22 protein-coding genes and 1 pseudogene are annotated in these 24,631 nt (G+C 63.5%); 13 read left to right on the top strand and 10 right to left on the bottom strand.

Features of this window, described 5'->3' with window-relative positions; translation table 11 throughout:
* Positions 1–86: 86 nt before the first annotated feature.
* Entirely contained in the window at positions 87–476 is a 390-nt protein-coding gene (locus LB545_RS11700) for an SET domain-containing protein (RefSeq protein WP_140494748.1), read from the top strand.
* Here the strand turns inward: LB545_RS11700 and LB545_RS11695 are convergent, their stop codons facing one another.
* The 4 genes from LB545_RS11695 to LB545_RS11680 all read right to left on the bottom strand — a co-directional run bounded on the left by LB545_RS11695 (position 477) and on the right by LB545_RS11680 (position 3,685).
* The gene (locus LB545_RS11695) at positions 477–1,427 is read right to left on the bottom strand and encodes a cytochrome c (RefSeq protein WP_224705059.1); all 951 of its coding nucleotides are present in this window, start codon (positions 1,425–1,427) and stop codon (positions 477–479) included.
* A gap of 9 nt (positions 1,428–1,436) precedes the next feature.
* Positions 1,437–1,874 carry a c-type cytochrome gene (locus tag LB545_RS11690; protein WP_140559431.1) on the bottom strand — a complete coding sequence of 146 codons (438 nt, stop codon included), beginning with the start codon at positions 1,872–1,874 and terminating at the stop codon, positions 1,437–1,439.
* Positions 1,875–2,031: 157 nt separating this feature from the next.
* Positions 2,032–2,634 (bottom strand): superoxide dismutase, encoded by a 603-nt coding sequence (locus tag LB545_RS11685; RefSeq protein WP_140567666.1) that lies wholly within the window; start codon positions 2,632–2,634, stop codon positions 2,032–2,034.
* 172 nt (positions 2,635–2,806) lie between these two features.
* On the bottom strand, positions 2,807–3,685 hold the full coding sequence (locus LB545_RS11680) for a branched-chain amino acid aminotransferase (protein ID WP_140494756.1): 879 nt from the start codon (positions 3,683–3,685) through the stop codon (positions 2,807–2,809).
* Between the two features lie 154 nt (positions 3,686–3,839).
* Between LB545_RS11680 and LB545_RS11675 the strand changes: the two genes are divergently transcribed.
* Both LB545_RS11675 and LB545_RS11670 read left to right on the top strand, forming a co-directional pair.
* Positions 3,840–4,502 (top strand): haloacid dehalogenase type II, encoded by a 663-nt coding sequence (locus tag LB545_RS11675; protein WP_140494758.1) that lies wholly within the window; start codon positions 3,840–3,842, stop codon positions 4,500–4,502.
* Positions 4,503–4,704: 202 nt separating this feature from the next.
* Positions 4,705–5,529: a L,D-transpeptidase gene (locus tag LB545_RS11670; RefSeq protein WP_140494760.1), complete on the top strand. Its 825-nt coding sequence runs from the start codon at positions 4,705–4,707 to the stop codon at positions 5,527–5,529.
* Between the two features lie 85 nt (positions 5,530–5,614).
* On the opposite strand, the gene LB545_RS11665 is transcribed toward LB545_RS11670, so the two are convergent.
* On the bottom strand, positions 5,615–7,153 hold the full coding sequence (locus tag LB545_RS11665; RefSeq protein WP_224705057.1) for a helicase HerA-like C-terminal domain-containing protein: 1,539 nt from the start codon (positions 7,151–7,153) through the stop codon (positions 5,615–5,617).
* A 282-nt stretch (positions 7,154–7,435) separates the two neighbouring features.
* On the opposite strand from LB545_RS11665, the gene LB545_RS11660 reads away from it, so the two are divergent.
* The 4 genes from LB545_RS11660 to LB545_RS11645 all read left to right on the top strand — a co-directional run bounded on the left by LB545_RS11660 (position 7,436) and on the right by LB545_RS11645 (position 11,714).
* Positions 7,436–8,878 carry a methylmalonyl-CoA mutase subunit beta gene (locus tag LB545_RS11660; protein ID WP_140520739.1) on the top strand — a complete coding sequence of 481 codons (1,443 nt, stop codon included), beginning with the start codon at positions 7,436–7,438 and terminating at the stop codon, positions 8,876–8,878.
* Complete coding sequence (gene scpA / locus LB545_RS11655) at positions 8,875–10,995, top strand: methylmalonyl-CoA mutase (protein ID WP_140517950.1); 2,121 nt, start codon at positions 8,875–8,877, stop codon at positions 10,993–10,995. The genes LB545_RS11660 and scpA overlap by 4 nt, the downstream gene beginning before the upstream one ends.
* A gap of 111 nt (positions 10,996–11,106) precedes the next feature.
* On the top strand, positions 11,107–11,328 hold the full coding sequence (locus tag LB545_RS11650; protein ID WP_140494768.1) for an AbrB/MazE/SpoVT family DNA-binding domain-containing protein: 222 nt from the start codon (positions 11,107–11,109) through the stop codon (positions 11,326–11,328).
* Positions 11,325–11,714 (top strand): type II toxin-antitoxin system death-on-curing family toxin, encoded by a 390-nt coding sequence (locus tag LB545_RS11645; RefSeq protein ID WP_140517949.1) that lies wholly within the window; start codon positions 11,325–11,327, stop codon positions 11,712–11,714. The genes LB545_RS11650 and LB545_RS11645 overlap by 4 nt, the downstream gene beginning before the upstream one ends.
* 9 nt (positions 11,715–11,723) lie before the next feature.
* Here the strand turns inward: LB545_RS11645 and greA are convergent, their stop codons facing one another.
* The gene (gene greA / locus LB545_RS11640) at positions 11,724–12,200 is read right to left on the bottom strand and encodes a transcription elongation factor GreA (protein ID WP_140494772.1); all 477 of its coding nucleotides are present in this window, start codon (positions 12,198–12,200) and stop codon (positions 11,724–11,726) included.
* A 116-nt stretch (positions 12,201–12,316) separates the two neighbouring features.
* Between greA and LB545_RS11635 the strand changes: the two genes are divergently transcribed.
* The gene (locus tag LB545_RS11635; RefSeq protein ID WP_224705055.1) at positions 12,317–13,693 is read left to right on the top strand and encodes a TIGR03808 family TAT-translocated repetitive protein; all 1,377 of its coding nucleotides are present in this window, start codon (positions 12,317–12,319) and stop codon (positions 13,691–13,693) included.
* A gap of 11 nt (positions 13,694–13,704) precedes the next feature.
* On the opposite strand, the gene LB545_RS11630 is transcribed toward LB545_RS11635, so the two are convergent.
* Positions 13,705–14,709, bottom strand: coding sequence for an asparaginase (locus LB545_RS11630; protein WP_224705053.1), 1,005 nt, complete (start codon positions 14,707–14,709; stop codon positions 13,705–13,707).
* A gap of 26 nt (positions 14,710–14,735) precedes the next feature.
* On the bottom strand, positions 14,736–15,902 hold the full coding sequence (locus LB545_RS11625; protein ID WP_140662987.1) for an acetyl-CoA acetyltransferase: 1,167 nt from the start codon (positions 15,900–15,902) through the stop codon (positions 14,736–14,738).
* A gap of 188 nt (positions 15,903–16,090) precedes the next feature.
* Between LB545_RS11625 and betI the strand changes: the two genes are divergently transcribed.
* Genes betI through betB form a run of 5 tightly spaced genes read left to right on the top strand, consistent with a single transcriptional unit; the run spans position 16,091 to position 22,387 of the window.
* Complete coding sequence (betI, locus tag LB545_RS11620) at positions 16,091–16,681, top strand: choline-responsive transcriptional repressor BetI (RefSeq protein ID WP_140624499.1); 591 nt, start codon at positions 16,091–16,093, stop codon at positions 16,679–16,681.
* Positions 16,678–18,207: a choline-sulfatase gene (gene betC, locus LB545_RS11615; protein ID WP_140559422.1), complete on the top strand. Its 1,530-nt coding sequence runs from the start codon at positions 16,678–16,680 to the stop codon at positions 18,205–18,207. The genes betI and betC overlap by 4 nt, the downstream gene beginning before the upstream one ends.
* Positions 18,204–19,211, top strand: coding sequence for a threonine/serine dehydratase (locus tag LB545_RS11610; protein ID WP_224705051.1), 1,008 nt, complete (start codon positions 18,204–18,206; stop codon positions 19,209–19,211). Before betC ends, LB545_RS11610 begins: the two co-directional genes overlap by 4 nt.
* Before the next feature lie 3 nt (positions 19,212–19,214).
* Complete coding sequence (gene betA / locus LB545_RS11605) at positions 19,215–20,867, top strand: choline dehydrogenase (RefSeq protein WP_140559420.1); 1,653 nt, start codon at positions 19,215–19,217, stop codon at positions 20,865–20,867.
* 56 nt (positions 20,868–20,923) lie between these two features.
* Entirely contained in the window at positions 20,924–22,387 is a 1,464-nt protein-coding gene (betB, locus tag LB545_RS11600; RefSeq protein WP_224705050.1) for a betaine-aldehyde dehydrogenase, read from the top strand.
* A gap of 30 nt (positions 22,388–22,417) precedes the next feature.
* On the opposite strand, the pseudogene LB545_RS30835 reads toward betB, so the two are convergent.
* Positions 22,418–23,712 (bottom strand): annotated as a pseudogene (locus LB545_RS30835) (AGE family epimerase/isomerase).
* A complete protein-coding gene (locus LB545_RS30830; RefSeq protein WP_263493839.1) occupies positions 23,694–24,629 on the bottom strand; it encodes a mannose-1-phosphate guanylyltransferase in 936 nt (311 codons plus the stop codon). The pseudogene LB545_RS30835 and the gene LB545_RS30830 overlap by 19 nt, the downstream one beginning before the upstream one ends.
* Positions 24,630–24,631 lie beyond the last annotated feature (2 nt).

Here is a 24,631-nt window from a genome sequence, read left to right as displayed (position 1 = left end):
TTCGCTCGCAATTGCGATGCCCGCGCGCTACCCAAGGCGCGTTTTGTCCCGGGCCATGACAGCCCACAATCGCACAAGGGCCTGCCATGCTGCTCGTCGACGTCTATCTCGACAAATCCCCCATCCAGGGCATTGGTGTCTTTGCCAAGAATCCCATTTCCCGCGGCACGATGATCTGGAAGCTGGATCCGAGATTCGACCGGCTCATCGAGGTCGAGACCTATGAGAGCCAGACAGGACCGGTGAAGAGCTATCTCGATCGCTATGCCTATCCGGACAGGCGAGATCCGAACTACATCGTCTTCGAGGCCGACGATGCACGCTACATGAACCACGCCGACGAGCCGAATTGCGACGTATCCTCGCCGGAGGAAAGCTTTGCGTTGCGCGACATCGCGGCCGGCGAGGAACTGACCTGCAACTACAATCATTTCTTCGCGGCGGGCTTCGACTTCCTGGGCGATCGCCACCCGTAGTCAGCTCGCCGGTTTTTTGCGCGCCGGATAGCCGTTCGGATGCGGCGGAACCGCCTTGAGATAGGCCGCGATCGCCGCGCGGTCCTCGGGCGCCAGTTCGGCCATGTTCCTCTGCACGTCGACCATGGCCCCGCCAACGGAATCGAAATCGGGCGTGAAGCCGGTTTCGAGATAGTTGGCGATATCGGCCTGCGACCAGTCGCCGATGCCGCCCTCCCCGGAGGTGATATTGGGGACGATGCCGCTGCCTTCGGCGGCTGTGGCTCCAGCCAGCCACTCGCTCTTCTTTGTCCCCCCCGCAAGGTCACGCGGTGTGTGACATTCGCCGCAATGACCCGGTCCCTCGACCAGGTAGCGACCGGCAATCACAGGACCAGGCGCGCCTTCGGGCAGGGACACAACAGGCTGCTCGCTGAGATAGAGCCGTTTCCACAAGCCGATACCGCGACGGATGTTGAACGGGAAACTCAATGAATTGGCCGGCGCTCGGCCGGCAACCGCCGGCAGCGTCTTCAGGAAGGCATAGAGATCGGCAATGTCGGCGGGCTTCATGCGCGCGTAGGACGTATAGGGAAATGCCGGATAGAAATGCTCGCCCGACGGCGAGACACCCTTCAGCATGGCATTGGCGAGATCCTCGGCCGACCACGCGCCGATGCCGTCCTTGGGGTCTTGCGAAATGTTGGGCGGCACAAACATGCCAAACGGAGTCTTGAGTTCAAGGCCGCCGACAAGTTCGAGCCGCTCATCGCCTTTCGAACCGGGTTTTGCATGGCAGGAGGTGCAGCCGCCGGCATAAAAAATGCGCTTGCCCCTGGCCGCGTCACCAGGCGCGAGCTTGGCCAGGGTTTCCGCATCGAGCTTCACCGGCGCCGAAAGCGTCCACGCGGCAACCGCGCCGACGCCGCCGAGCACGAGTGCGGCGCCGACAAACTTCCTCAGCCATGCCATGGCCGGCGATTAGCCTTTCTTGACCCTGTAGCCCTTGTGGCAGGTGCCGCAGTCGGAGCCGATGACGCCGATTTGCGTCTTCAGGGAATCCACGTCGGCTGGGGCCGCGGCGACCGCGGCCTTGACGTCGGCAAGATACTTGTCTTCTGTCGCCTTGAAACCGGCCATGTCTTGCCAGATCTTCGGCGCCGCCGTGGTGTCGCCCGTGTCGCTGCCCGCCGGGAACAGGACGTCGGCGTCGAATTTTTCCGCGTTCGCCTGGAGCGCCTGCAGCGCAGTCAGTACTGCGGCGGCATCAAAGGGCTCCTCACCCTTGACCACTTTCGACAGGCCGCCGACGATCTTCCCGCGTTCCTTCATCAGGGCCTGGCGGTCGAGGATCGGGTCGGCAAAGGCCGCCGAACCGGCGAACGCGAGCATAGAGATGGCGACGACAAGCTTTCTCATTCAATTAGCTCCATGATGAGGGCATTTCGGGACAGGACGTTAACGGACGTGGCGGGAGGAATATTCCCTTCCCCCGACGATTTTGCAGACCTTTGCTGTGGGATCTCGGCACAGAAAAAGAAAAGCCCCGGGGGTGCCGGGGCTTTCTGAATCTCGATCAGGCTTTCGCTTTTTCGTAGAGTTCGAGAACATGATCCCAGTTGATCAGGCTGTCGACGAAGGCCTCGAGATATTTCGGCCGGGCGTTGCGATAGTCGATGTAATAGGAGTGCTCCCAGACATCGACGCCGAGGATCGGCGCCGCGCCATGGACGAGGGGATTCTCGCCGTTCGGCGTCTTCGAGATCGCCAGCTTGCCATCCTTGACCGAAACCCAGGCCCAGCCGGAACCGAACTGGGTCGTGCCGGCGGCGATGAAGTCGGCCTTGAATTTGTCGTAGCCACCCAGATCGCTGTCGAAAGCCTCCTGCAACGCACCCGGCAGCTTGTTGCCGCCGCCGCCCTTTTTCATCCACTTCCAGAAATGGATGTGATTGTAGTGCTGGGCGGCATTGTTGAAGAGGCCGGCATTCTTGCCGAACGACTGCTTGACCACCTCTTCTACCGACAGATCGCCAAGGCCGGCTTCGGCGGCAAGCTTATTGCCGTTGTCGACATAGGCCTTGTGGTGCTTGTCGTGGTGATATTCCAGCGTCTCTTTCGACATGTAGGGCTGCAAGGCCTCATAGTCGTAAGGCAGAGCGGGCAATTCAAAAGCCATGGAAGGTACTCCCTCAAGGAAATCCGGTGTCGATACCGGACTAAGATAGGTCTGGATTGGGTTCGGACAACTCCGAAAAGTGAAGCGCCGGGTGCTCTTTCTAAGCGGGTTCCGGAGAACTGTCACACAGTTTCCGGAAACCGGGCGCATTGCGACGAAAAGCCTGGACGGATCAGCCCGCCGACGTCGAATGCGCCCAATCCCAATAGAGCTCCCGCGCCTTCTTGGCCACCGGCCCGGGCTGCAGGCTGCGGTCCTCGATGCGCGTGATCGGAATGACCTTGGAATGGTTGCCGGTCGAAAAAATCTCATCCGCTTCGAGGAATTCACGCACCGACAGCGCCTTTTCCGTGGTCTTGAACCCGTACTCGCCAAGCAACGTCATCGTGCGCGAGCGGGTGATGCCCGACAGGAAGGTGCCGTTCGGCGCCGGCGTCAGGACGTGGCCGTCCTTGACCAGGAAGATGTTCGAGGTTCCGGTCTCGGCGACGTTGCCCAGCATGTCGAGCACCAGGGCGTTGTCGAAGCCGCGCATCTTGGCTTCGAGGATGGCGCGGCCATTGTTGGGATAGAGGCAGCCGGCCTTGGCGTTGGTCGGCATGGTTTCGATAGTCGGGCGCCGGAACGGCGAAACCGTCACGGAAAAGCCGGTCGGCGAGATCATCGGCGATTCGTAGAGGCACAGGCAGAAACGGGTCGAGGCGGGATCGGCCGGCACGCCCATATAGCCGCCGTGCTCGGCCCAATACATCGGCCTGATATAGACAGCCGTCTTGCCATCGAATTTCTTCAATCCGTCCCAGGTCAGCCCGACGATCTTCTCGGCCGTCATCGAAGGCTTGAGACCGAGCGCGATCGCCGAGGCATTCACGCGCGCGGCATGAAGGTCAAGATCGGGAGCGACACCCTCGAACCAGCGGGCGCCGTCGAACACGCTGGTGCCGAGCCACATTGCGTGGCTGCGCGGGCCCAAAACGGCGACATTGCCCTCGTACCAGTCGCCGTCGACGAAAGTCCATGTCGCGGAAAGTGCGGCAGCCGCCAGTGTCATTGCTTTGTCCCGTTCCGATCAATCTCGTGTTGCAGCATTGGATGACGCTTTGGCCGGCGTCGTCAACCAGCATCGGGGAGTTTTGTTGAGGCCACAGACGGCGCGCTGCAATCAAGACTTGCACCTTGCCCCGCCTCGCCTCAAAACTGTTGCCATGCAATACGCCGCTTATGTTTTCGACGCCTACGGCACACTGTTCGATGTTCATGCCGCCGTGCGCCGCCACGCCGACGCCATCGGACCGGACGGCCAGTTGCTGTCCGAGATCTGGCGCGCCAAGCAACTCGAATATTCCTGGGTGCGTACGTTGATGGGCGCCTATGCCGATTTTTGGCAACTCACCGAGCAGGCACTTGATTTCGCGTTGCACAAGGTGCCCTCTGCCGATCCCGGCCTCAAGGCGGCATTGCTGGATGCCTATTGGCGGCTGGACTGCTATGCGGAAGTGCCCGCCGTGCTGAAGGCGCTGAAGGCGTCCGGCGCCAAGCTGGCAATCCTGTCCAACGGTTCACCGGAAATGCTGGAGGCAGCCGTTAAATCCGCGGCGCTCGATCAGGTGCTGGACGATATCTATTCCGTCGATGCGGTACGGCGCTTCAAGACCGATCCGTCGGTCTACGACATGGTCACGACAGGCTGGCGCCTCTATCCGGGTGCGGTCTCCTTCCAGTCGTCCAACCGCTGGGACATTGCCGGCGCGACCAAGTTCGGCTTCCGCACCGTGTGGATCAACCGCTCCAACCAGCCGGAGGAGTATCGGGATTTTCCACCGGCCCTGATCCTGCCGTCGCTCGATGCCCTTGTCACAGGTGGCTAACGCATGCGGCCCAAAAGTAATCCTGGTTTTCGCTCCTGTGACCGTAGCGCCACAGTGGCGACGCGGTCACAGCTTCGCCTTTGTTTGTCCACCTTGAGGCCAGATTCGGAACCGCCTATCGCGCCCAAGTGTTGATCAGGCACCCTCGCAACGGTCGGCATATTCATGCTTTGTTGCGATTTCAGACTTAAAGAAGGCAACCATGTTCCCAGCCGAAATCGAATCCTATCGCCTGAGCCGTCGCGGCTTTCTCAATGCCGCAGCCCTGGGCGCCGCCTCGATCGCGGTTTCCGCATGCGCCACCACCGGGTCCGGGCCAGTCGAGCCACCGCCACCGGCCTATGTCGAGCCGCCGCTCGCCGACTACGTGACGATGTACGCCGCCGTCAGCGATGGCGGTTTCGAAGTGCCGGCCATTCCCGTCGACAGGATCGATCCGCAATTCCTGCGCCAGATCGTGCCCGACCCGACCGGCCAGAAGCCGGGAACCATCGTCGTCGATACGACCGGCCACTTCCTCTATCTGGTTCGTCCGGGCGGCCAGGCGATCCGCTACGGCGTCGGCCTCGGCCGCGCCGGCTTCGAATGGTCGGGCGATGCCGTCGTCCAGTGGAAACAGAAGTGGCCGAAATGGACGCCGCCGGACGAGATGATCGCCCGGCAGCCGGAACTGAGGCAATACAGCGCTGACAATGGCGGTATGCCGGGCGGGCTGAAAAACCCGCTCGGTGCACGTGCGCTCTATCTCTTCCAGGGCAACGTCGACACGCTCTACCGGCTGCACGGCTCGCCGGAATGGCGTTCGATCGGCAAGTCGGTGTCGTCGGGCTGCGTGCGCCTGATGAACCAGGACATTATAGACCTATATGATCGCGTGCCTTCGAAGACCCCGGTCATCGTGACCAGCGACGCCAGCCAGCCCATGGTGGCGACCGCGAATCACAAAGCCATCCCGATCGATGCCGGCGTGCCGGACGGATCGGTGCTGCTTGGCCCGGTGAAAGCGGTGAGCGACGCGATTTTCTGATGGGAGCGAGGGTGAATGCGGCGACTCGCCGCCTTCACCTCCACATCAGCCTATCCCTGCATGGCCGTTGCGCGATCGCGCTTCCCTATCTGCCCCTCGACAGACTCCCGAGTATCCCGCGCACGATGGCGCGGCCGACCGACGAGCCGACAGAGCGCACCACCGACTTGATCGCGGCTTCCGCCACCGTCTGGCGGTTGGACGGGCGCGGTTGAGGCGGGCGTCTGCCGCCGGGTTGCGGCGGCGGAGCATCATTGCCGAAGCCCGGAATGGTCCAGCGTGAACGGCCGGCGTCGGCCTGCTGTGCCTCGGCATCCGCCGCGTCCTTGGCCTTTTTCTGCAGCATCTCGAAAGCCGATTCGCGATCGACACCCTCATCGTACTGACCGATCACCGGGCTTTCCTGGATCAGCTTCCGCCGCTCGGCTGGGGTTATGGGCCCAAGTCGTGACGATGGCGGACGGATCAGCGTGCGCTGGACCATGGACGGGATGCCCTTGGCTTCCAGCACTGAAACCAGCGCTTCGCCGGTGCCCAGTTGCGTGATCACGGTCGCGCAATCGAAATCCGGATTTGGCCGGAACGTCTCGGCCGCGGTCCTTACCGCCTGCTGCTCGCGCGGCGTGTAGGCGCGCAACGCATGCTGGACCCGGTTGCCGAGCTGGGCCAGAACCTTCTCAGGAATATCCAGAGGGTTCTGCGTGACGAAATAGACGCCGACGCCCTTCGAGCGGATCAGACGCACCACCTGCTCGACGCGGTCGATCAGCACCTTCGGCGCGTCGTCGAAAAGCAGATGTGCCTCGTCGAAGAAGAAGACCAGCTTCGGCTTGTCGGGATCGCCCACTTCGGGCAGCTCCTCGAACAGTTCCGACATCAGCCAAAGCAGGAACGTCGCGTAGAGTCGCGGATTCATCATCAGCTTGTCGGCGGCCAGCACGCTGATGGCGCCGCGGCCGTCGCGGGTGGTGCGCATGATGTCGGCGATGCGCAATGCCGGCTCGCCGAAGAAATTCGCCGCCCCCTGCTGTTCCAGCACCAGCAGCGTGCGCTGGATGGCGCCGACCGAGGGTTTCGTCACATTGCCGTAGCGGGCGCTGATCTCTTCGGCGCGCCCGGCGATATTGGCGAGCAGCGCCTGCAGGTCCTTGAGGTCGAGCAGCAGCAGGCCTTCCTCATCGGCGATGCGGAAGGCGATGTTCATGATGCCTTCCTGGGCTTCGGACAAATTCATCAACCGCGACAAGAGCAGCGGGCCCATCTCGGAGATGGTGGCGCGGATGGGGTGGCCCTGTTCGCCGAACAGATCCCAGAAGATGACGGGGAATTCCTGGAAGTCATAGGGGTCGAGCTTGACCTGCTCGGCGCGCTTGACCAGGAAATCCTGCGCCGTGCCGATCATGGCTATACCGGAGAGATCGCCCTTGATGTCGGCGCAGAACACCGGCACGCCGGCATTGGAGAATCCCTCGGCCAATATTTGCAAGGTGACCGTCTTGCCGGTGCCGGTGGCACCGGTCACCAAGCCGTGACGGTTGCCATATTGCAAAAGCAGGTTTTCGGGACGCTGATAGCTGTCGTCGGGCTTGCGGCTGGCGCCGATGAAAATGGTGTCGTCAGCCATATGTCCGGTCTCCGCAACTGCTGTGTATAAAACCAGCCCTTCGCCCGAAGGTATAGTGGGGGCCTTGCACAGCGACAATGGCGATCGGCGAAAATGGCCTTTTTTGGAGCTTGCGGATTTTGCCCATGTTTGGCAATCGTTCATGCTTCGTGCTCGAAGGCTGGTGTACGCTCGAGGGATCGAATTCGAGTCTTGGAAGCGCATTGCATTGCGGTATCGCACCGGGACCCGTAGACTGAAGTGCTCCAGGCTGATGCGGCCGCATAGTGACGAGGACAGTGGATGAGCGCCGGAGCCTTGACCAGGGATAACGAAGTTCCGAATGCCGACCGGCAGCGATGGCTGGCCCTGGCTGAAAAGGCGCTCGCCGGCGCATCTTTCGAGGAAAAACTGATCTCGCACACCGATGACGGCATCCGCGTGGAACCGCTTTATGAGCGCGCGGCGGCGGCCGAGCCGATCGTGCGCGCCAACCCCGGATCGCCGTGGATCGTCAGCCAGCGCATCGACGATCCCGACATTGGTCGCGCCAAAGCCCAGGCGCTGGAGGACGTCGCGCAGGGCGCGACGGGATTGTCGCTCGTCTTCGAAGGTGCCCCGAACGCCTTCGGCTACGGCCTGCCGAGAACGGCGCAGGCGCTGGAGACGGTTCTGGACGGCATCCCGTTAAACCGCATCCAGATCCGGATCGACGCCCACCCATGGAGCCGCCCCATGGCCGACTGGCTGGTGGCGTTCCTTGGCAAGCGCCGCTCCGATCCGGCAAAGCTCAACCTCTCCTTCGGCATCGATCCGGCGGCGATCCTGGCCGGAACCGGCCGGTTGCGCATGTCGATCGAGGCGCTGCAGGAATCCATGCCGCAATCGCTGGCACATTTCTTTTCAATGGGCGTGCCCGGCGTGCTGCTCGAGGCGGATGGGCGGGTGTTCCACAATGCCGGCGCCACGGAGGCGCAGGAGCTTGGCATCATGCTCGCTTCGGCCGTCTCCTATCTCAGGATGTTCGAGAAAGCGCGGCAACCGCTCGTCTACGCAGCGCCCCATATCGGGTTTGCGCTGAGCGCCGACCAGGATCAGTTCCTGTCGATGGCCAAGGTCAGGGCCTTGCGCAGGCTGTGGGCTCGCGTCCAAGAAGCCTGCTCGATCCCGACTTCGACGGCCAATATTCACGCCGAGACGTCGTTTCGGATGATGACGGCATTGGACCCGGAGACCAACATCCTGCGCACGACGATCGCCTGCTTCGCCGCGGCGGCGGGCGGAGCCGATTCGATCGCTATCCTGCCGCACACCGTCGCGCATGGCCTGCCGGCGCCTTTCGCACGCCGCGTGGCCCGTAACGCGCAGTTGATCATGGGCAATGAAAGCCACATCGATCAGGTCGCCGATCCCGCCTGCGGCTCCGGTGGCGTCGAAGCGCTCACCGCTGGCCTCTGCGAAGCGGCCTGGTCCGAGTTGCAGGCGATCGAGGCCGAGGGCGGCGTGCTGTCCAGCCTTCAGGACGGACGCATACAGGAACGTGTTCGCACCGCCGCCGCCCAGCGTGCTGCCGCCTTCCGATCCCGCGAGCGCGCCATCGTCGGCGCCACGCTCTATCCGCAGAAAACCGAGCGCGCGGTCGAGACGCTGGCCGCGGAGCGGCGATCTGCCTTCACGGAAGGCATCGTCATGTGCGAGCCGCTGTTTCCGGTCCGCATCGATCAAGCGATCGGAGCCGCTTCTTGATTCCGGATTTCAGCCAGGTCGGCTGGGCGCCGCCTCGGCGGGCGCCGGTCGAGATCAAGGGCCAGCGGATGACGCCGGAAGGCCTTGCCGTCAAACATCTGTACAATCAGGGCGATCTCAAGGGGCTGCCGCATCTCGACACCTATCCGGGCATGCCGCCCTTCGTGCGCGGACCCTATCCGACCATGTATGTCCAGCAGCCGTGGACGATCCGGCAATATGCCGGTTTCTCGACGGCGGAAGAGTCAAACGCCTTCTACAGGCGCAATCTTGCCGCCGGCCAGAAAGGTCTGTCGGTCGCCTTCGATCTCGCCACGCACCGCGGCTATGACAGCGATCATCCGCGGGTGGCCGGCGATGTCGGAATGGCGGGCGTGGCCATCGATTCCATCCTCGACATGCGCCAGCTCTTCGACGGCATTCCGCTCGGCGAGATGACGGTGTCGATGACCATGAACGGCGCGGTGCTGCCGATCATGGCGCTCTACATCGTGGCGGCCGAGGAACAAGGGGTTGCGCAGAAGGATCTCGCAGGGACCATTCAGAACGACATTCTGAAGGAGTTCATGGTCCGCAACACCTATATCTATCCGCCGAAGCCCTCGATGCGGATCGTGTCGGACATCTTCTCCTACACATCCAGGCACATGCCGAAATTCAACTCGATCTCGATCTCCGGCTACCATATGCAGGAGGCCGGCGCGACGGCGGACCTGGAGCTCGCCTATACGATTGCCGACGGAATCGAATATGCCCGCGCCGGCGTCGCGGCCGGGCTCGACATCGACCGCTTCGCCCCGCGCCTGTCCTTCTTCTGGGCTGTTGGCATGAACTTTTTCATGGAAGTCGCCAAGCTCAGGGCGGCGCGGCTGCTGTGGTCAAGCCTGATGATGAAGAATTTTTCGCCGAAGGACGAGCGTTCGCTGTCCTTGCGCACCCACTGCCAGACTTCTGGCTGGTCGCTGACGGCGCAGGATCCCTACAACAACATCATCCGCACGATGATCGAGGCGATGGCCGCCACACAGGGCCATACACAATCGCTGCACACCAATTCCTTCGACGAGGCCATGGCGCTGCCGACGGATCATTCGGCCCGTATCGCCCGCAACACGCAGCTGATCCTGCAAAAGGAATCCGGCACCACGCGCATCATCGATCCGTGGGGCGGTTCGGCTTATCTCGAGAGGCTGACGCATGATCTGGCAGCGCGTGCGCTTGCCCATATCGAGGAGGTCGAGGCGCTCGGCGGCATGGCCGCGGCCACCGAGAAGGGCATTCCCAAGCTGCGCATCGAAGAGGCGGCCGCCCGCACCCAGGCGCGCATCGATTCAGGCGAGCAGGTGCTGGTCGGCGTCAACGCGCACCGGCCCGGTGCGGATATCGAAGTCGACGTCTTGAAGATCGACAATGCCGAGGTAAGAGCCCGGCAGCTATCGAAGCTGCAGCGGCTGAAGGGCACGCGCGACGTCGCGGTGCTCGAGAATGCGCTCGCAGCGCTCTCCCGCGCGGCCGAGAGCGGCGAGAACCTGCTCGAATTCGCCATCCACGCCGCGCGCGCCAATGCGACGGTCGGGGAGATTTCGCTGGCGCTGGAAAAGGTCTTTGGCCGCCACATCGCGTCGGTGCAGACGATTTCCGGCGTCTACCGCCAGGCGCTCGGCGACAATCCGGCCGTCGACCGGCTGCAGGAGAAGATCGGCGCGTTCGAAAAGAAGACCGGCGGCAAGCCGCGCATCCTGGTCGCCAAAATGGGACAGGACGGACATGACCGCGGCCAGAAGGTGATCGCCACAGCCTTTGCCGACCTCGGCTTCGACGTCACCGTCGGCGCCATGTTCCAGACGCCGGAGGAGATCGCGAAGCTCGCCCACGAGCAGGATGTGCACATTGTCGGCGCGTCGTCGCTGGCGGCGGGACATCTGACGCTGATCCCGGAACTCAGGGATGCGCTGAAGAGGCTCGGCCACAGCGACATGCTGATCGTTGCCGGCGGCGTGATCCCTCCGCAGGACTATGATGCCGTGCTGCAAGCGGGTGCGGCGGAAATCTTCCCGCCCGGTACCGTGATCCCGCAAGCAGCGGAGCGGCTGATCGACCGGCTGCTGGCGTCCTGAGTTATCGGCAACGAGTGTGTCCGGGCCTTCCTCCCATTCGTAAGTTATAATATCTGTTGCAACGGTGCGGCGGTCGAGTTATAATTGACGTTGCAACAGGAGCAATCCAGCATGAACACCACCATTCGCAAGATCGGCAATTCCGAAGGTGTGATCCTGCCCAAGGAGCTACTCGACCGCCTGAATCTCAAAGCCGGTGATCAGCTTCAGGTTCTCGAAACAGACAAGGACATCGTCCTCAAACCGGTCGACGATAGTTTCGAGCGGCAGATGGAAGCTGCTCGCAAGGTCATGGACAAGTACAAGGTCGCGCTTCAGAAGCTCGCCGAATGAACTGGGAGTTCCTGTCGCGCCGCGCGGTGGAGGCGATGCATGCCGAACAATTGCGCCGGCATGGCGGCGCACAAGGTTTGCGGGATGAAAATGCACTTGAATCGGCACTGGCCCGGGCCGAGAACAAGGCTAATTACGGCACTCCGTCGATTGCAGATCTTGCAGCAGCCTATGTCTTCGGCATTGCCAGAAATCATGCCTTTGTCGACGGCAACAAACGCACGGCTATTGTCGCCGCCGGCGCCTTCCTGATCGTCAACGGTCAGGTCCTGACGGCGGACAACGGCACGCTTTATGAATTCGTGATGGCTATCGCCGCCGGCGAGATCGATGAAGCGGGTGCAGTCGCGTTCTTTCGCGACCACATCGTGAAGACCGAGGACTGATGTTGGGGTTCAGCCGCCCGCGCTCAGCTTGACGATTTCCCATTCCTTGCCATTGACGGTGGCGACATCGCCGACCTTCTTGCCAAACAAAGCAATCGCCATTGGCGATACATGGGAAATGCTGCCTTTCGATGGATCAGCCTCGTCCTCGCCGACGATCTTCCAGTGCACCTTCTTGCCGTCGTCGGCTTCGAGCGTGGCGCCCATGCCGAAGCGGATGACGTCGCTCCCGGGCTCGGGCACCGAAAGCTCGGCACTTTCGCGCCGCGCGGTCCAATAGCGCAGGTCGCGAGATACCAGTGCGATGCGCTCGCGGTCTCCCCGCCGCTCGGCTTTGGCCAATATGTCGCGCAGATCGGCCAGATTCTCGTCGATCATTGCCAGGCCACGCTCCGTCACCAGGTTGCGGTGTTGACTGATCGGCCGTTCGCCGACGCCTGCGATGGCGTTTTCGCTGTCTTCCTCGCGGGTAAAGGCTCTGCTCATTCCTTGAACTTATGCCCGCCCTCACGACTTCACAAGTCATTGCCCTCGCCGGGGACGCAGGTGCCTGACTGGCACGAATCCTGCCACTAGACGGGCAAAAGCCAGGACCTGTGCCGATGTTGAACAGACGCAAGCTGCTTGTCCGGACAGCCGGTTTTGCCGTGTTCGGGCTTTCGCTGGGCAAGGCAGCCGCCGCGAGCTTGCCCGGCGTCGAGAAAGCCTCGATGCGCGGATCGATCAACGCCACCGAGCTTGGCGTGCAACCCGGCACCTTTGACGATCAGAGCAAGGCTTTCGCCAAGCTGCTGCGCGAGGCCAGCGATCGCGACATGCCGGTTTTCCTGCAGCCCGGCACCTATGTCGTGTCCAACCTGACGCTGCCCGGCCGGGTGCGCCTTACCGGCGTGCCTGGCGCAACGCGCATCGTCTATGGTGGCGACGGCCACCTGTTCATGGCCGAACAAGCCGATCACATCGAGCTCAGCGGCCTGGTCCTCGACGGCTCAAACCGCTCGATGGGCGACTACGCGCAAGGACTGCTCGATCTGCGCCGCGTGGCGCATCTCATCGTCGATAATTGCCAGATAACCGGCAGCGGCAAGAACGGGCTGGCGCTCGAGCACGCGGCGGGCCGGGTCGAGCGCACGGAAATATCCGGAGCGGCGGACGCCGGCATCTATTCGGTCGAGGCCGCAGGGCTGGCGATCACAGGCAACACCGTCTCCGACTGCGCCAATGGCGGCATCCTCGTGCACCGCTGGCAAGCGGCGGAGGACGGCACCATCGTCACCGGCAACCGGGTCGAACGCATCGCGGCGCGCGGCGGCGGCACTGGCCAGAACGGCAATGGCATCAATGCCTTCCGCGCCGCCAACGTGATCGTCTCCGGCAATATCGTTTCGGACTGCGCATTCTCCGCCATCCGCGCCAACAGCGCCAGCAATCTGCAAGTATCGGGCAACACTTGCATGCGTTCCGGCGAAACGGCGGTCTATTCCGAATTCTCGTTCGAGGGCGCCGTTATCAGCAACAACATCGTCGATGGTGCCGCCAACGGCATCTCGATCGTCAATTTCAACGAAGGCGGACGCATGGGTGTTTGCTCGGGCAACATCGTGCGCAACCTGTCGACATCAGGCCCCTACCCCGCCGACCCGCCGGGATTCGGCGTCGGCATCAGCGTCGAGGCCGACACCACCGTGTCCAACAACGTCATCGAGAATGCGCCGCTCTACGGCATGTCGATCGGCTGGGGACCGTATCTGCGCAACGTCGTGGCCACCGGCAACATCATCCGCAAAGCGGGCACCGGCATCGTCGTCAGCGTGGTCGACGGTGCCGGAACCGCCATCATCTCCGACAATGTCATCGACGGCGCACGCAATGGCGCCATTGTCGGGCAGCGCTGGGCCGACCCGGCCACGGGCGATCTCGCCGCGTCAGCCGACACCGGCTTTCCGCATCTGACCGTCGAGCGCAATCATGTCAGTTGAGAGCGTCCGGCTCAGGCCAGTGCCGCCGTCGGCCTGAGCGCACCGACCTTGGCGCCTATCCGGCTTTCGATGGGTGCATTCGCCATTTCGAGCAGCTTCGCCGCCAAAACCTCGTCCGCGCGCAGCAGTCGGGCGATGATTGCGGCCACCATGGATTCGGCGGCCCGGCCGGCACCATCATCGCATTTGAGTGCGATGCCGAGGCCAAGCTCGGGAAGCGCCGCGCAATGGACCCCTTCGGCGCCGCCCTTCGCAAATATTCGGCCAGGCGCCGCCTGCATCAGCGCGAGATCGGCGCGGCCTGTGCCGGCGACGAAGAACGGCTCGGCCATGCAAGCCGACAACAATCGCTTTGCCGCCCTGGCGCGCCCGGGCGCGAAGCCCCTGCCGGTCACCATGCGGGCAAAGCCAAGCGCAAAACTCCTGAGCGGCACCGCGTAGGTCGGGATCGAACAGCCATCGGTTGCGCGTTCGTCGGCGCCGTGGCGAGCTCCTGTCACCGCCTGCATGGCGTCGCGCACCATTTCCTGCAAGGCGTGATCCGCCCTGACATAGCCTTGAGGCTCGATGCCTGAATGGACGCAGGTGCAAAGAAAGCCGGAATGCTTGCCGGAGCAATTGTTGTGCAAGGCGTTCGGGGAACCGCCTGCGCGGGCGAGTGCGATCGTCGCGTCGTGGCTCGACGGCCAATGCGCGCCGCATTCAAGCGCCGACCCGTCCAGCCCGGCCCTGGCGAGCATCGACCGCGCCAGTTCGACGTGGGCCGGTTCGCCCGAATGAGAGGCGCAGGCCAGCGCCAGTTCGCGGTTACCGAAGCCGTAGGCATCGGCAGCACCGCTTTCGACCAGCGGCAGCGCCTGGATCGCCTTGACCGCGGAGCGCGGAAACACCGGCCTCGATGTGTCGCCAATCTCGAGAACCGGCCTGCCATCGGCGTCGAAAACCGCGACCGCGCCTCGGTGCGCGCTCTCCACGATGGCGCCACGCAGAACTTCGATCAGAACCGGATTTGTCATGTTGCCCCCGCGGATGCGGGTCGCTTTTACCGAATCCGATCGAGAATGGAAACGTAGTTGGCGACCGCCGCGCCGCCCATGTTGAAGATGCCGCCAAGCTTGGCGTTGGGCACCTGGATGCCGCCGGCCTCACCGACGAGCTGCATGGCGCTCAGCACATGCATCGACACGCCGGTGGCGCCGATCGGATGACCCTTCGCCTTCAGGCCGCCGGACGGGTTGACCGGCAGCCGCCCGTCCTTTGCGGTCGTGCCGTCCAGCGCCAGCCTCGCGCCCTCCCCAGGCTTCGCCAGGCCCATGGCTTCATATTCGATCAATTCGGCGATGGTGAAGCAGTCATGCGTCTCGACGAAGGAGAGATCATCAAGCGTCACGCCGGCATTCCTGAGCGCCCGGCTCCAGGCCTGCTCGCAGCCTTCGAAGGTCAGGATGTCGCGCTTCGACATCGGCAGGAAATCCTGCACGTGCTCATTGGCGCGGAAGGTGACGGCGCGGCGCATCTTCAGTGCCGTCGCTGTGTCGGTGAGGACGAGAGCGGCGGCACCGTCGGAGACCAGCGAGCAGTCGGTGCGCTTCAGCGGGCCAGCGACGAAGGGGTTCTTCTCGCTCTCCTGGCGGCAGAATTCGTAGCCGAAATCCTTGCGCATCTGCGCATAGGGATTGTCGACGCCGTTCTTGTGATTCTTGGCGGCAATCATGGCAAGCGCATCCGACTGATCGCCGTAGCGCTGGAAATAGGCTTGTGCGATCTTGCCGAAGACGCCGGCAAAGCCGGCCGGTGTGTCGCCATCCTCGGGCAAATAGGAGGCTTTCAGCAGGTTCCTGCCGATCTCGGGGCCGGGCGTCGTCGTCATCTGCTCGGCGCCGACCACCAGCACGATGCGGGCGGCATTGGCATCGATGGCGCGGACGCCTTGCCGGACAGCGGCCGAACCGGTGGCGCAGGCGTTCTCGACGCGCGTCGCCGGCTTGAAGCGCAGCCGGTCGTCGGCCTGGAGGACAAGGCTGGCGGTGAAATCCTGTGCGGAAAAGCCGGCGTTGAAATGTCCGAGCACAATCTCGTCGACGTCGTCCGGGCCAATGCCGGCATGGTCGAGCGCCTCGGTTGCCACTTTGACGATCAGGCTCTCCAATGTTTCGCCTTCAAGCTTGCCGAAGCGCGAATGCGCCCAGCCAACGATGCATGCGGTCATGGCAACCTCCATTTGCCGCGGATCCTAACACGTCATATCGCGGCCTGAGCACTCAATATTGTTCAACAATGAACCGTTTTCCAGTCCGCGGGATGAGCCAGAGCCGACAATCGGTTGTTGTTTGGGCTGAATTTTTGTTGATTGACCCGTCAATAAAAAATAATCTTCACCGAAACAATGGGAACAGCATGCCGAAAGTCGGAATGGAGCCACTGCGCCGCAAAGCGCTCATCGACGCGACGATCTCGGCGATCGGCGAGCGCGGCTCGCTTGACGTGACGATGTCGGAGATCGCCGGGCGCGCCGGCGTGTCGTCGGCGCTGGCCCATCACTATTTCGGCGCCAAGGATGAGCTGCTGTTCGCGACGATGCGGCATATCCTGGCCGAACTGACCACGGACATGCGGCGCGCGCTTCAATCCACCGGTTCCCCACGCGAACGCGTCTCCGTGGTGGTGGCCGTCAATTTCTCCGAGATCCAGTTCCGGGCCGAAACGATCGCCGCCTGGCTCGCCTTCTATGTCGAGGCGCAGAAATCGGCTGCGTTGCGCCGGCTGCTCAGGATTTATGCGCGGCGGCTGCATTCGAACCTGATGAGCGGGCTGGCCGGCATCCTGTCCCGAGCAGAGGCCGACCGCGTCGCCGAAGCGACGGCGGCCATGATCGACGGGCTCTACATCCGGCGCGCGCTCAAGGACGGCGTGCCCGATGCCGCGACCGCGATCGCATTGGTCGAAGACTATCTCGAAACGAAACTCAGCGGACGGCAGACGCAGTGACACGCAAGCACCCTAACTTCCTGATCGTCATGGTCGATCAGCTCAACGGAACTTTCTTTCCGGACGGGCCGGCTGACTTCCTGCACGCGCCGCATCTGAAGGCGTTGGCCGCCCGCTCGGCGCGCTTCCGCAACAATTACACCGGCTCGCCGCTCTGTGCGCCGGGCCGTGCCTCGTTCATGAGCGGCCAGTTGCCGTCGCGCACCGGAGTCTATGACAATGCCGCCGAGTTCGCCTCGTCGATCCCGACCTTCGCTCATCATCTGCGCGCCGCCGGCTACCATACTTGCCTGTCGGGCAAGATGCACTTCGTCGGGCCGGACCAGTTGCACGGCTTCGAGGAACGGCTGACCACGGACATCTACCCCGCCGATTTCGGTTGGACGCCGGATTATCGTAAGCCCGGCGAGCGCATCGACTGGTGGTATCACAATCTGGGTTCGGTGACCGGGGCCGGCATTGCGGAAACCACCAACCAGATGGAATATGACGACGAGGTCGTGTTCCTCGCCACGCAGAAGCTCTACCAGCTTTCGCGGGAGCAGGACGATGAGGAACGCCGGCCCTGGTGCCTGACCGTTTCGCTGTCACATCCGCACGACCCCTATGTCGCGCGTAAGCAGTACTGGGATCTCTACGAAAATTGCCAGGCGCTCGACCCGGAAACCAATTTCATTGCGTATGACGAACAGGATACGCATTCGCAGCGGCTGTATGTCGCCAGCGATTATCCGTCGTTCCAGATCACCCCTGAGCAGGTGCGCCGTTCGCGGCGTGGCTATTTCGCCAATATTTCCTATGTCGACGACAAGCTCGGCGAGCTTCTGGACGTCCTCAAGCGAACGCGCATGCTTGACGACACCACCATCCTGTTCTGCTCCGACCATGGCGACATGCTCGGCGAGCGCGGCCTATGGTTCAAGATGAGCTTCTTCGAGGGCTCGGCGCGGGTGCCGCTGATGATTGCCGGCAGGGGCGTTGCGGCCGGGCTGATCGAAGCGCCGGTTTCCAATCTCGACGTGACGCCGACGCTTTGCGACCTCGCCGGCATCGACATCGATGCCGTCGCGCCATGGACCGATGGCCAATCGCTGCTGCCTCTGATCGACGGTGAGCGGCGCAGCGCGCCTGTGCTGATGGAATATGCGGCTGAGGGTTCATACGCGCCTCTGGTGGCTATCCGCGAGGGCCGATACAAGTTCGTCCATTGCGAGCTCGATGCGCCGCAACTGTTCGATCTCCAATCCGATCCGCTGGAGCGGGAAAACCTCGCGGCAGATCCGGCCAACGAACCGCTGGTCGCGGCGTTCATGGACAAGGTGCGGGCGCGCTGGAACATGGCCGCCTTCGACGCTGCGGTGCGCGAAAGCCAGGCGCGCCGCTGGGTCGTCTATCGGGCGCTGCGCAACGGCGCCTACTACCCTTGGGATTTCCAGCCGCTGCAGAAAGCGTCCGAGCGCTACATGCGCAACCACATGAACCTCGACAATCTCGAAGAGAGCAAGCGGTATCCGCGAGGCGAATGATGACTACGCTTGTCCCCTCACTCGACCACCTGAAGCAAGCCTATGCGGTCACCGCCAAGGCGACGCAGATCACGCCGCTGCTGGAATCGGCGGCGCTCGCTAGGGAAACCGGCGCCGCTCGCGTCTTCGTCAAGGCGGAATCGCTGCAATGGGCGGGATCGTTCAAGGTTCGGGGCGCCTATTGGCGGCTGAAGCGGCTGTCGCCCGACGAAGCCAAGAAGGGCGTCGTCGCTTATTCTTCCGGCAATTTCGCGCAAGGACTGGCGGCTGCGGGCCAGGCGCTCGGCATTCCCGTCACCATCGTCATGCCGATCGACGCGCCGGCCGCCAAGCGCGACGCCACAGCAGGCTACGGCGCGCGCGTGGTGCTTACCGATCACGGCGAGCGCGCGCGTGAGGAAGTCGCCGCCGCCAAGGCGCGCGAGATCGCCGAGACCGAAGGGCTGACATTGCTGCATCCCTTCGACGATCCGGAAATCGTCGCCGGCCAGGCAGGTGCCGGGCTGGAGGCGCTGGAGCAGCTTTCTGCCAACGGCGCGAAGGCGGACGTGCTGTTCTGCTCGGTCGGCGGCGGCGGCCTGATCGGCGGCGTTTCGCTCGCTTTCCACTATCTGTCGCCGGCCACGGAAATCATCGGCGTCGAGCCCGAAGGTTTCAACGGCATGGGCGCCTCGTTGGCGCATGGCAGCATCGAGACCATGCCGCTCGCCCCGAATTCGATCTGTGACGGGCTGATGTCGCGGCGGCCCGGCGACGCGCCGTTCGCGGCGGTCAGAACCGCCGGCGTTCGCGGCATCACTGTCGACGACGCCTTGGTGCGGCGGGCAATGAAAATCGCCTTCGAGCGGATGAAGCTGGTGCTTGAGCCGTCCGGAGCTGCCTCGCTGGCGGCACTGCTCGGCGGCAAGGTGGATGTGGCCGGCAAGACCGTCCTTGTGGTGGCTACCGGCGGCAATGTCTCGCTCGCCGATTTCATCACACATGTGAACGATGGGCGCATATGAACAATGCTTGAAGCGGATTTCGTCATCATCGGCTCCGGCTCCGCCGGCTCGGCCATGGCCTATCGCCTGTCGGAGGATGGCAAGCACTCGGTCATCGTTATCGAATTCGGCGGCTCCGATGTCGGGCCGCTGATCCAGATGCCATCGGCGCTGTCGATCCCGCTCAATATGAGCCTCTACGACTGGGGTTTTGCCAGCGAGCCCGAGCCGCATCTCGGCGGCCGCGTGCTGGCGACGCCGCGCGGCAAGGTGATCGGAGGCTCGTCCTCGATCAACGGCATGGTCTATGTGCGCGGCCACGCCCGCGACTTCGACCACTGGGCCGAACAGGGAGCCGCCGGCTGGGGTTTCGCCGACGTGCTTCCCTATTTCAAGCGCATGGAAGATGCGGAGGGCGGCGAGGACGGCTGGCGGGGCCGTGGTGGGCCGCTGCACGTGCGGCGCGGCACGCGGAAAAACCCGCTCTATGGCGCCTTCGTCGAGGCGGGCCGCCAAGCCGGCTTCGAACTGACCGACGACTATAATGGCTCCAGGCAAGAGGGGTTCGGCCCGATGGAGCAGACCATTTTCGGCGGCCGCCGCTGGTCGGCGGCATCAGCCTATCTGAGGCCGGCGCTCAGGCGCAAAAACGTAAGCCTGGTCAAGGGCTTTGCGCGACGGGTGATCATCGAGAATCAACGCGCCATCGGGGTCGAAATCGAAGCTCGCAAACAGATTCAGGTCGTTAAGGCGCGACGTGAGGTGATCGTCGCGGCATCGTCGATCAATTCGCCGAAAATCCTGATGCTGTCGGGCATCGGGCCTGCAGAACATCTCAGGGAAAACGGCATCGCGGTGGTGGCCGATAGACCCGGCGTCGGCCGCAACCTGCAGGACCATCTGGAACTTTATATCCAGCAGGAATCGACAAAGCCGATCACGCTGAATTCGGTACTCAACCCGTTTTCCAAGGCGATGATCGGGGCGCAGTGGCTGTTCTTCAAGACCGGCCTTGGCGCTACCAATCATTTCGAGGCGGCGGCCTTCGTGCGCTCGCGCGCCGGGGTCGACTATCCTGATATCCAGTACCACTTCATCCCGGCGGCGGTGCGCTATGACGGCAAGGCGGCGGCGAAGTCGCATGGTTTTCAGGCGCATGTCGGGCCAATGCGCTCGAAGTCGCGCGGCTCGGTGACGCTGCGCTCGCCGGATCCGAATTCGAAACCGGTGATCCACTTCAACTACATGTCGCATCCCGACGACTGGAGCGAGTTCCGCCACTGCATCAGGCTGACGCGCGAGATTTTCGGCCAGAAGGCGTTCGACGGCTTCCGCGGCCAGGAAATTTCGCCCGGCAGCCATGTGCAATCGGACGACGACCTCGACATCTTCATCAGGGATCACGCCGAAAGCGCCTATCATCCCTGCGGCACCTGCCGGATGGGCCGCGCCGACGACGTCACGAGCGTCGTCGATCCGGAATGCCGCGTGATCGGCGTCGAGGGCCTACGCGTGGCCGACTCTTCTATCTTCCCGCGCGTCACCAACGGCAATCTCAACGCGCCGTCGATCATGACTGGCGAGAAAGCTTCCGACCACATCCTTGGCCGCACGCCGCTGGCGCCTTCCAACCAGGAACCATGGATCAATCCCCGCTGGCAGGCGTCCGACAGATAGAGCATGATCGTGCAACCGCACGATCGGCATGCCGCTAAGACGATTTGGAGAAGCCCATGCGCGCCCAGCCAACGGCATCGCACTATGTCAACGGACGCTACATAGACGACGAGCAAGGCGCGCCACTGCCGGTCATCTATCCGGCAACCGGCGAGACCATCGCCCTGCTGCGCTCGGCGACGCCGAACGTGCTGGAACTCGCCATCGAGGCTGCGCGTGCCGCGCAACCGGCTTGGGCGCGGCTGAAGCCGGTGGAGCGCGGCCGCATCCTGCGCCGCGCCGCCGACATCTTGCGCGCCCGCAACGCCGATCTTGCCCGCCTCGAGACGCTCGACACCGGTAAGGCGATTCAGGAAACGCTGGTGGCGGATGCGCCATCGGCCGCGGATTGCCTGGAATATTTCGGCGGCGCGGTTGCAGCTTACAATGGCGAGGCTGTCGATTTGGGCGGGGCCTTCGCCTACACGCGGCGCGAGGCGCTCGGCGTTTGCGTCGGCATAGGCGCCTGGAACTATCCAATCCAGATCGCCGGCTGGAAATCCGCGCCCGCGCTCGCCATGGGCAACGCCATGGTGTTCAAACCATCGGAAAACACGCCATTGTCGGCATTGGCCCTGGCCGAGATCTACAGCGAGGCAGGCCTGCCCGACGGGCTGTTCAACGTCGTGCAAGGCTATGGCGATGTCGGCGCCAGCCTGGTCAGCCACGATGTCGTGGCCAAGGTGTCGGTGACCGGCTCGGTGCCGACCGGCCGCAAGGTGCTGTCGCTCGCCGGCTCGAAGATGAAGCACGCGACGATGGAACTCGGCGGCAAGTCGCCGCTGATCGTCTTCGACGACGCCGATCTCGAGAATGCCGTCGGCGGCGCCATGCTCGGCAATTTCTATTCGACGGGGCAGATCTGCTCCAACGGCACGCGCGTCTTCGTCCAGAAGGGCATCCATGACCGCTTCGTCGACCGGCTCGTCGAGCGAACCAAGAAGATCCGCATCGGCGACCCACTCGATGCCGAAACCCAGATGGGCCCGCTGGCCAGCAAGGCACAGCAGGAGAAGGTCGTCTCCTACATCGCGGCGGGCAAGCAAGAAGGCGCCACGCTCGCCTGCGGTGGCAACGTGCCCTCGCTGCAAGGTTTTGAAGGCGGCTTCTTCGTCGAGCCGACGGTGTTCACCGGGGTGAGCGACAGCATGCGCATCGCGCGCGAGGAAATCTTCGGGCCTGTCATGAGCGTGCTGAAATTCGACGGCGAGGACGAGGTGGTCGAGCGCGCCAACGACACTGAGTTCGGTCTCGCGGCCGGCGTGTTCACGCGCGACCTGTCGCGCGCCCACCGCGTCATCGCCGAGCTGCAGGCCGGCACGTGCTGGATCAACGCCTACAACCTGACCCCGGTCGAAATCCCCTTCGGCGGTGTCAAGCAATCCGGCATTGGGCGAGAAAATTCACTGGCCGCGCTGGCGCTCTATTCGCAGATGAAGGCGGTTTATGTCGAGACCGGGGATGTGGTCAGCCCGTATTGAGCAAAATGTCGTCGGGACAGCGCCTCTTTCTCAGCCGCCCTTCTCGGCAGTCCCATCCAGATACTGCGTCAGCGCGCACACGAGATGATAAAAAATGCTGGCCGGCACATCTGATGCCCGCGAGCGGCCGCGCTCGTCGACGCGGTCGATCCACAGACCCTGCGGCGCCGGTTCGATGTGCCAGCGGAACAGCCGGCCTACGCGTTCCTCGATCTCCGGCTTGAGATCGGGTCCGCCGGAACCGTCCAACGCAATCGCCGCCTTGACCGCTTCGGCCTGTGGCCAACTACGCGAGATCAGGTCCAGCGGCAGACCTTGCCGGGAGACGGCGCCATAGGCAAGGCCTGTGGCGCGGTTGAGGCCATTGGCGATGGCCGAGGCATAGAGTTTCCTGGCGAAGCCACTCAGTTCGGCCTGGCCGCTACGAGCGGCGAAATCGACAAGCAGCGCGGCCCATTCGAAATGATGGCCGGGCTCGGTCCAGGTGCCCTTCTCGCCCGCCACGGGCCTCCAGCCGGCGTCGAAATATTCACCCAGCGTCCAGCTTTCGGGATCGAAGAAGTGGCTGCGGAACAGGTCGATGATGCGCGCCGCGCGGCGCAGATAAGCGCGCTCGCCTGTCGCCTGGTGCCAGGCGAGGAAGGCTTCCAGAAGATGCATGTGCGGATTGGAGCGCCGTGCCCGTCCGAGGTTTCGAGAAAGCCGGTCATGCGGCCATCCTCGAGATGGGCATCGAGGAAGGCGAAGGTCTCTTCGCCGAGCCGCAGCGCATCCGGATGGCCCGATATGTGGGCATGTGCCAGCGCCAGAAGCACGCAGGAATGATCGTAGGCGTCCTCGACCGGGTCGGCGACCGAACCGTCGATGTCGAGGGTGCGTACCCAGCCGCCTCTTGCCGTTCGGCCGCTTCCGGCCATGAAGTCGATGCCGTGGGCGATGAGCCGGTCGGCCGGGCCGTCCCAACCGCGTTGCTTGGCGACCGCGAAGGCGTAGACCTGGCGGGCCTGCGTGCGCATGCGCTTGGGCTTCATCAGCGGCGTGGCGTCGAAGCCAAGCGCCTCGTGGAAGCCGCCATAGCGTTCGTCGACGCCTGACGTCGACCACAGCGGAAGCGTCTCCTGAAACAGCCAGTGATGGACGCGGCGACGCCAGGCGCCGCTTTCGATGACCCGGTCGTGGGCAGGCGTGAAGCGGGTTTCCAGCCGGCCGGATTTTTCGAGCTGCTCGACGATCTTCTTGACGTGCTGGCTGTGGCTGACCGGGGCGACGAAGGTCGCGCCCGATGTCGAGACGATGGCGACATCTCTCATGCCGATGGCCCACAGCAGCCGGCCATCGCTGCGAATGTAGGAATTCTCGCAGTCGATGGCGACGACGTCGCCGGCGATGACATTGCCTTGGCTATCGGCAGGCCCGACATCGAGCAGCGACTGCCAGGAGTGGCCGGCACCATGGCGATGTCCTTTGCCCGCTCCATGATGGCGTAGTCGATCGAGGTCGAAGGAATGGCGCCGTAGAGGTCCAGCGGCATGTAAAAGCCGGAAAGGTCCGATGTCGCAGCCTTGTAGGCAGCTTCGGTCGCCTGCCAGATCTTCGGCTCGAAAGCTGCGAAGGCATCGCGCATGGCGCCGGCGCGAAACAGGAAGATGCCGGTGTTCCAGTGGAAATTGCCGGCTTCGAGATACGCCTGGGCGGTGGCAAGGTCCGGCTTTTCGACGAAGCGCGAGACATCGAACACGCCTGCTCTTTCGGCGGCGACCTCGATGTAGCCATAGCCGGTCTTCGGCTGTGTCGGCTTGAGGCCGAACACCACCAGCCGCCCGGCGCTGGCAGCGGCAGCGCCCGCCTCGACGCTCTGCCAGAATTGCCGCGCGGTCGAAATCTCGTGATCGGACGGCACCACCAGCACCAGTTCGTCGCCGAATTCGGCGAGCGTGCGCAGGCTTGCCAGCGCCACCGCCGCGGCGGTGTTGCGGCCGGTGGGTTCGAACAGCGGCCCACCGCCGGCAAGGTTTATGCCGGCGAGATCGGCATGGACGCGCTCGGCATGGCGTTCGGAAGCGATCATGAAGATGGGCGTATCGCCGCTGGGCCGTGACGCCAGCCGGCGCAAGGTCTTTGCCAGCATCGAGCCGTCGCCCGAAAGGTCGTGGAACTGCTTGGGATTGTCCTCGCGCGACAGCGGCCAGAGCCGCGAGCCGACGCCGCCGCTCATGACGAAACTGACGATGCGCTGGCTCATGA

It is taken from the genome of Mesorhizobium sp. BR1-1-6 (assembly GCF_020165355.1).
In the GTDB taxonomy this organism is placed as follows: Bacteria; Pseudomonadota; Alphaproteobacteria; order Rhizobiales; family Rhizobiaceae; genus Mesorhizobium.
Note: the sequence above shows the minus strand (reverse complement) of the source record. Positions and strands in the feature narration are given on the sequence as shown.

Excerpts from the sequence above, each read along its gene's own strand:
- LB545_RS11700 (WP_140494748.1), top strand. The coding sequence starts at position 87 with ATGCTGCTCGTCGACGTCTATCTCGACAAATCCCCCATCCAGGGCATT.
- LB545_RS11695 (WP_224705059.1), bottom strand. The coding sequence starts at position 1,427 with ATGGCATGGCTGAGGAAGTTTGTCGGCGCCGCACTCGTGCTCGGCGGC.
- LB545_RS11690 (WP_140559431.1), bottom strand. The coding sequence starts at position 1,874 with ATGAGAAAGCTTGTCGTCGCCATCTCTATGCTCGCGTTCGCCGGTTCG.
- LB545_RS11685 (WP_140567666.1), bottom strand. The coding sequence starts at position 2,634 with ATGGCTTTTGAATTGCCCGCTCTGCCTTACGACTATGAGGCCTTGCAG.
- LB545_RS11680 (WP_140494756.1), bottom strand. The coding sequence starts at position 3,685 with ATGACACTGGCGGCTGCCGCACTTTCCGCGACATGGACTTTCGTCGAC.
- LB545_RS11675 (WP_140494758.1), top strand. The coding sequence starts at position 3,840 with ATGCAATACGCCGCTTATGTTTTCGACGCCTACGGCACACTGTTCGAT.
- LB545_RS11670 (WP_140494760.1), top strand. The coding sequence starts at position 4,705 with ATGTTCCCAGCCGAAATCGAATCCTATCGCCTGAGCCGTCGCGGCTTT.
- LB545_RS11665 (WP_224705057.1), bottom strand. The coding sequence starts at position 7,153 with ATGGCTGACGACACCATTTTCATCGGCGCCAGCCGCAAGCCCGACGAC.
- LB545_RS11660 (WP_140520739.1), top strand. The coding sequence starts at position 7,436 with ATGAGCGCCGGAGCCTTGACCAGGGATAACGAAGTTCCGAATGCCGAC.
- LB545_RS11650 (WP_140494768.1), top strand. The coding sequence starts at position 11,107 with ATGAACACCACCATTCGCAAGATCGGCAATTCCGAAGGTGTGATCCTG.
- LB545_RS11645 (WP_140517949.1), top strand. The coding sequence starts at position 11,325 with ATGAACTGGGAGTTCCTGTCGCGCCGCGCGGTGGAGGCGATGCATGCC.
- greA (WP_140494772.1), bottom strand. The coding sequence starts at position 12,200 with ATGAGCAGAGCCTTTACCCGCGAGGAAGACAGCGAAAACGCCATCGCA.
- LB545_RS11635 (WP_224705055.1), top strand. The coding sequence starts at position 12,317 with ATGTTGAACAGACGCAAGCTGCTTGTCCGGACAGCCGGTTTTGCCGTG.
- LB545_RS11630 (WP_224705053.1), bottom strand. The coding sequence starts at position 14,709 with ATGACAAATCCGGTTCTGATCGAAGTTCTGCGTGGCGCCATCGTGGAG.
- LB545_RS11625 (WP_140662987.1), bottom strand. The coding sequence starts at position 15,902 with ATGACCGCATGCATCGTTGGCTGGGCGCATTCGCGCTTCGGCAAGCTT.
- betI (WP_140624499.1), top strand. The coding sequence starts at position 16,091 with ATGCCGAAAGTCGGAATGGAGCCACTGCGCCGCAAAGCGCTCATCGAC.
- LB545_RS11610 (WP_224705051.1), top strand. The coding sequence starts at position 18,204 with ATGATGACTACGCTTGTCCCCTCACTCGACCACCTGAAGCAAGCCTAT.
- betA (WP_140559420.1), top strand. The coding sequence starts at position 19,215 with ATGCTTGAAGCGGATTTCGTCATCATCGGCTCCGGCTCCGCCGGCTCG.
- betB (WP_224705050.1), top strand. The coding sequence starts at position 20,924 with ATGCGCGCCCAGCCAACGGCATCGCACTATGTCAACGGACGCTACATA.
- LB545_RS30830 (WP_263493839.1), bottom strand. The coding sequence starts at position 24,629 with ATGAGCCAGCGCATCGTCAGTTTCGTCATGAGCGGCGGCGTCGGCTCG.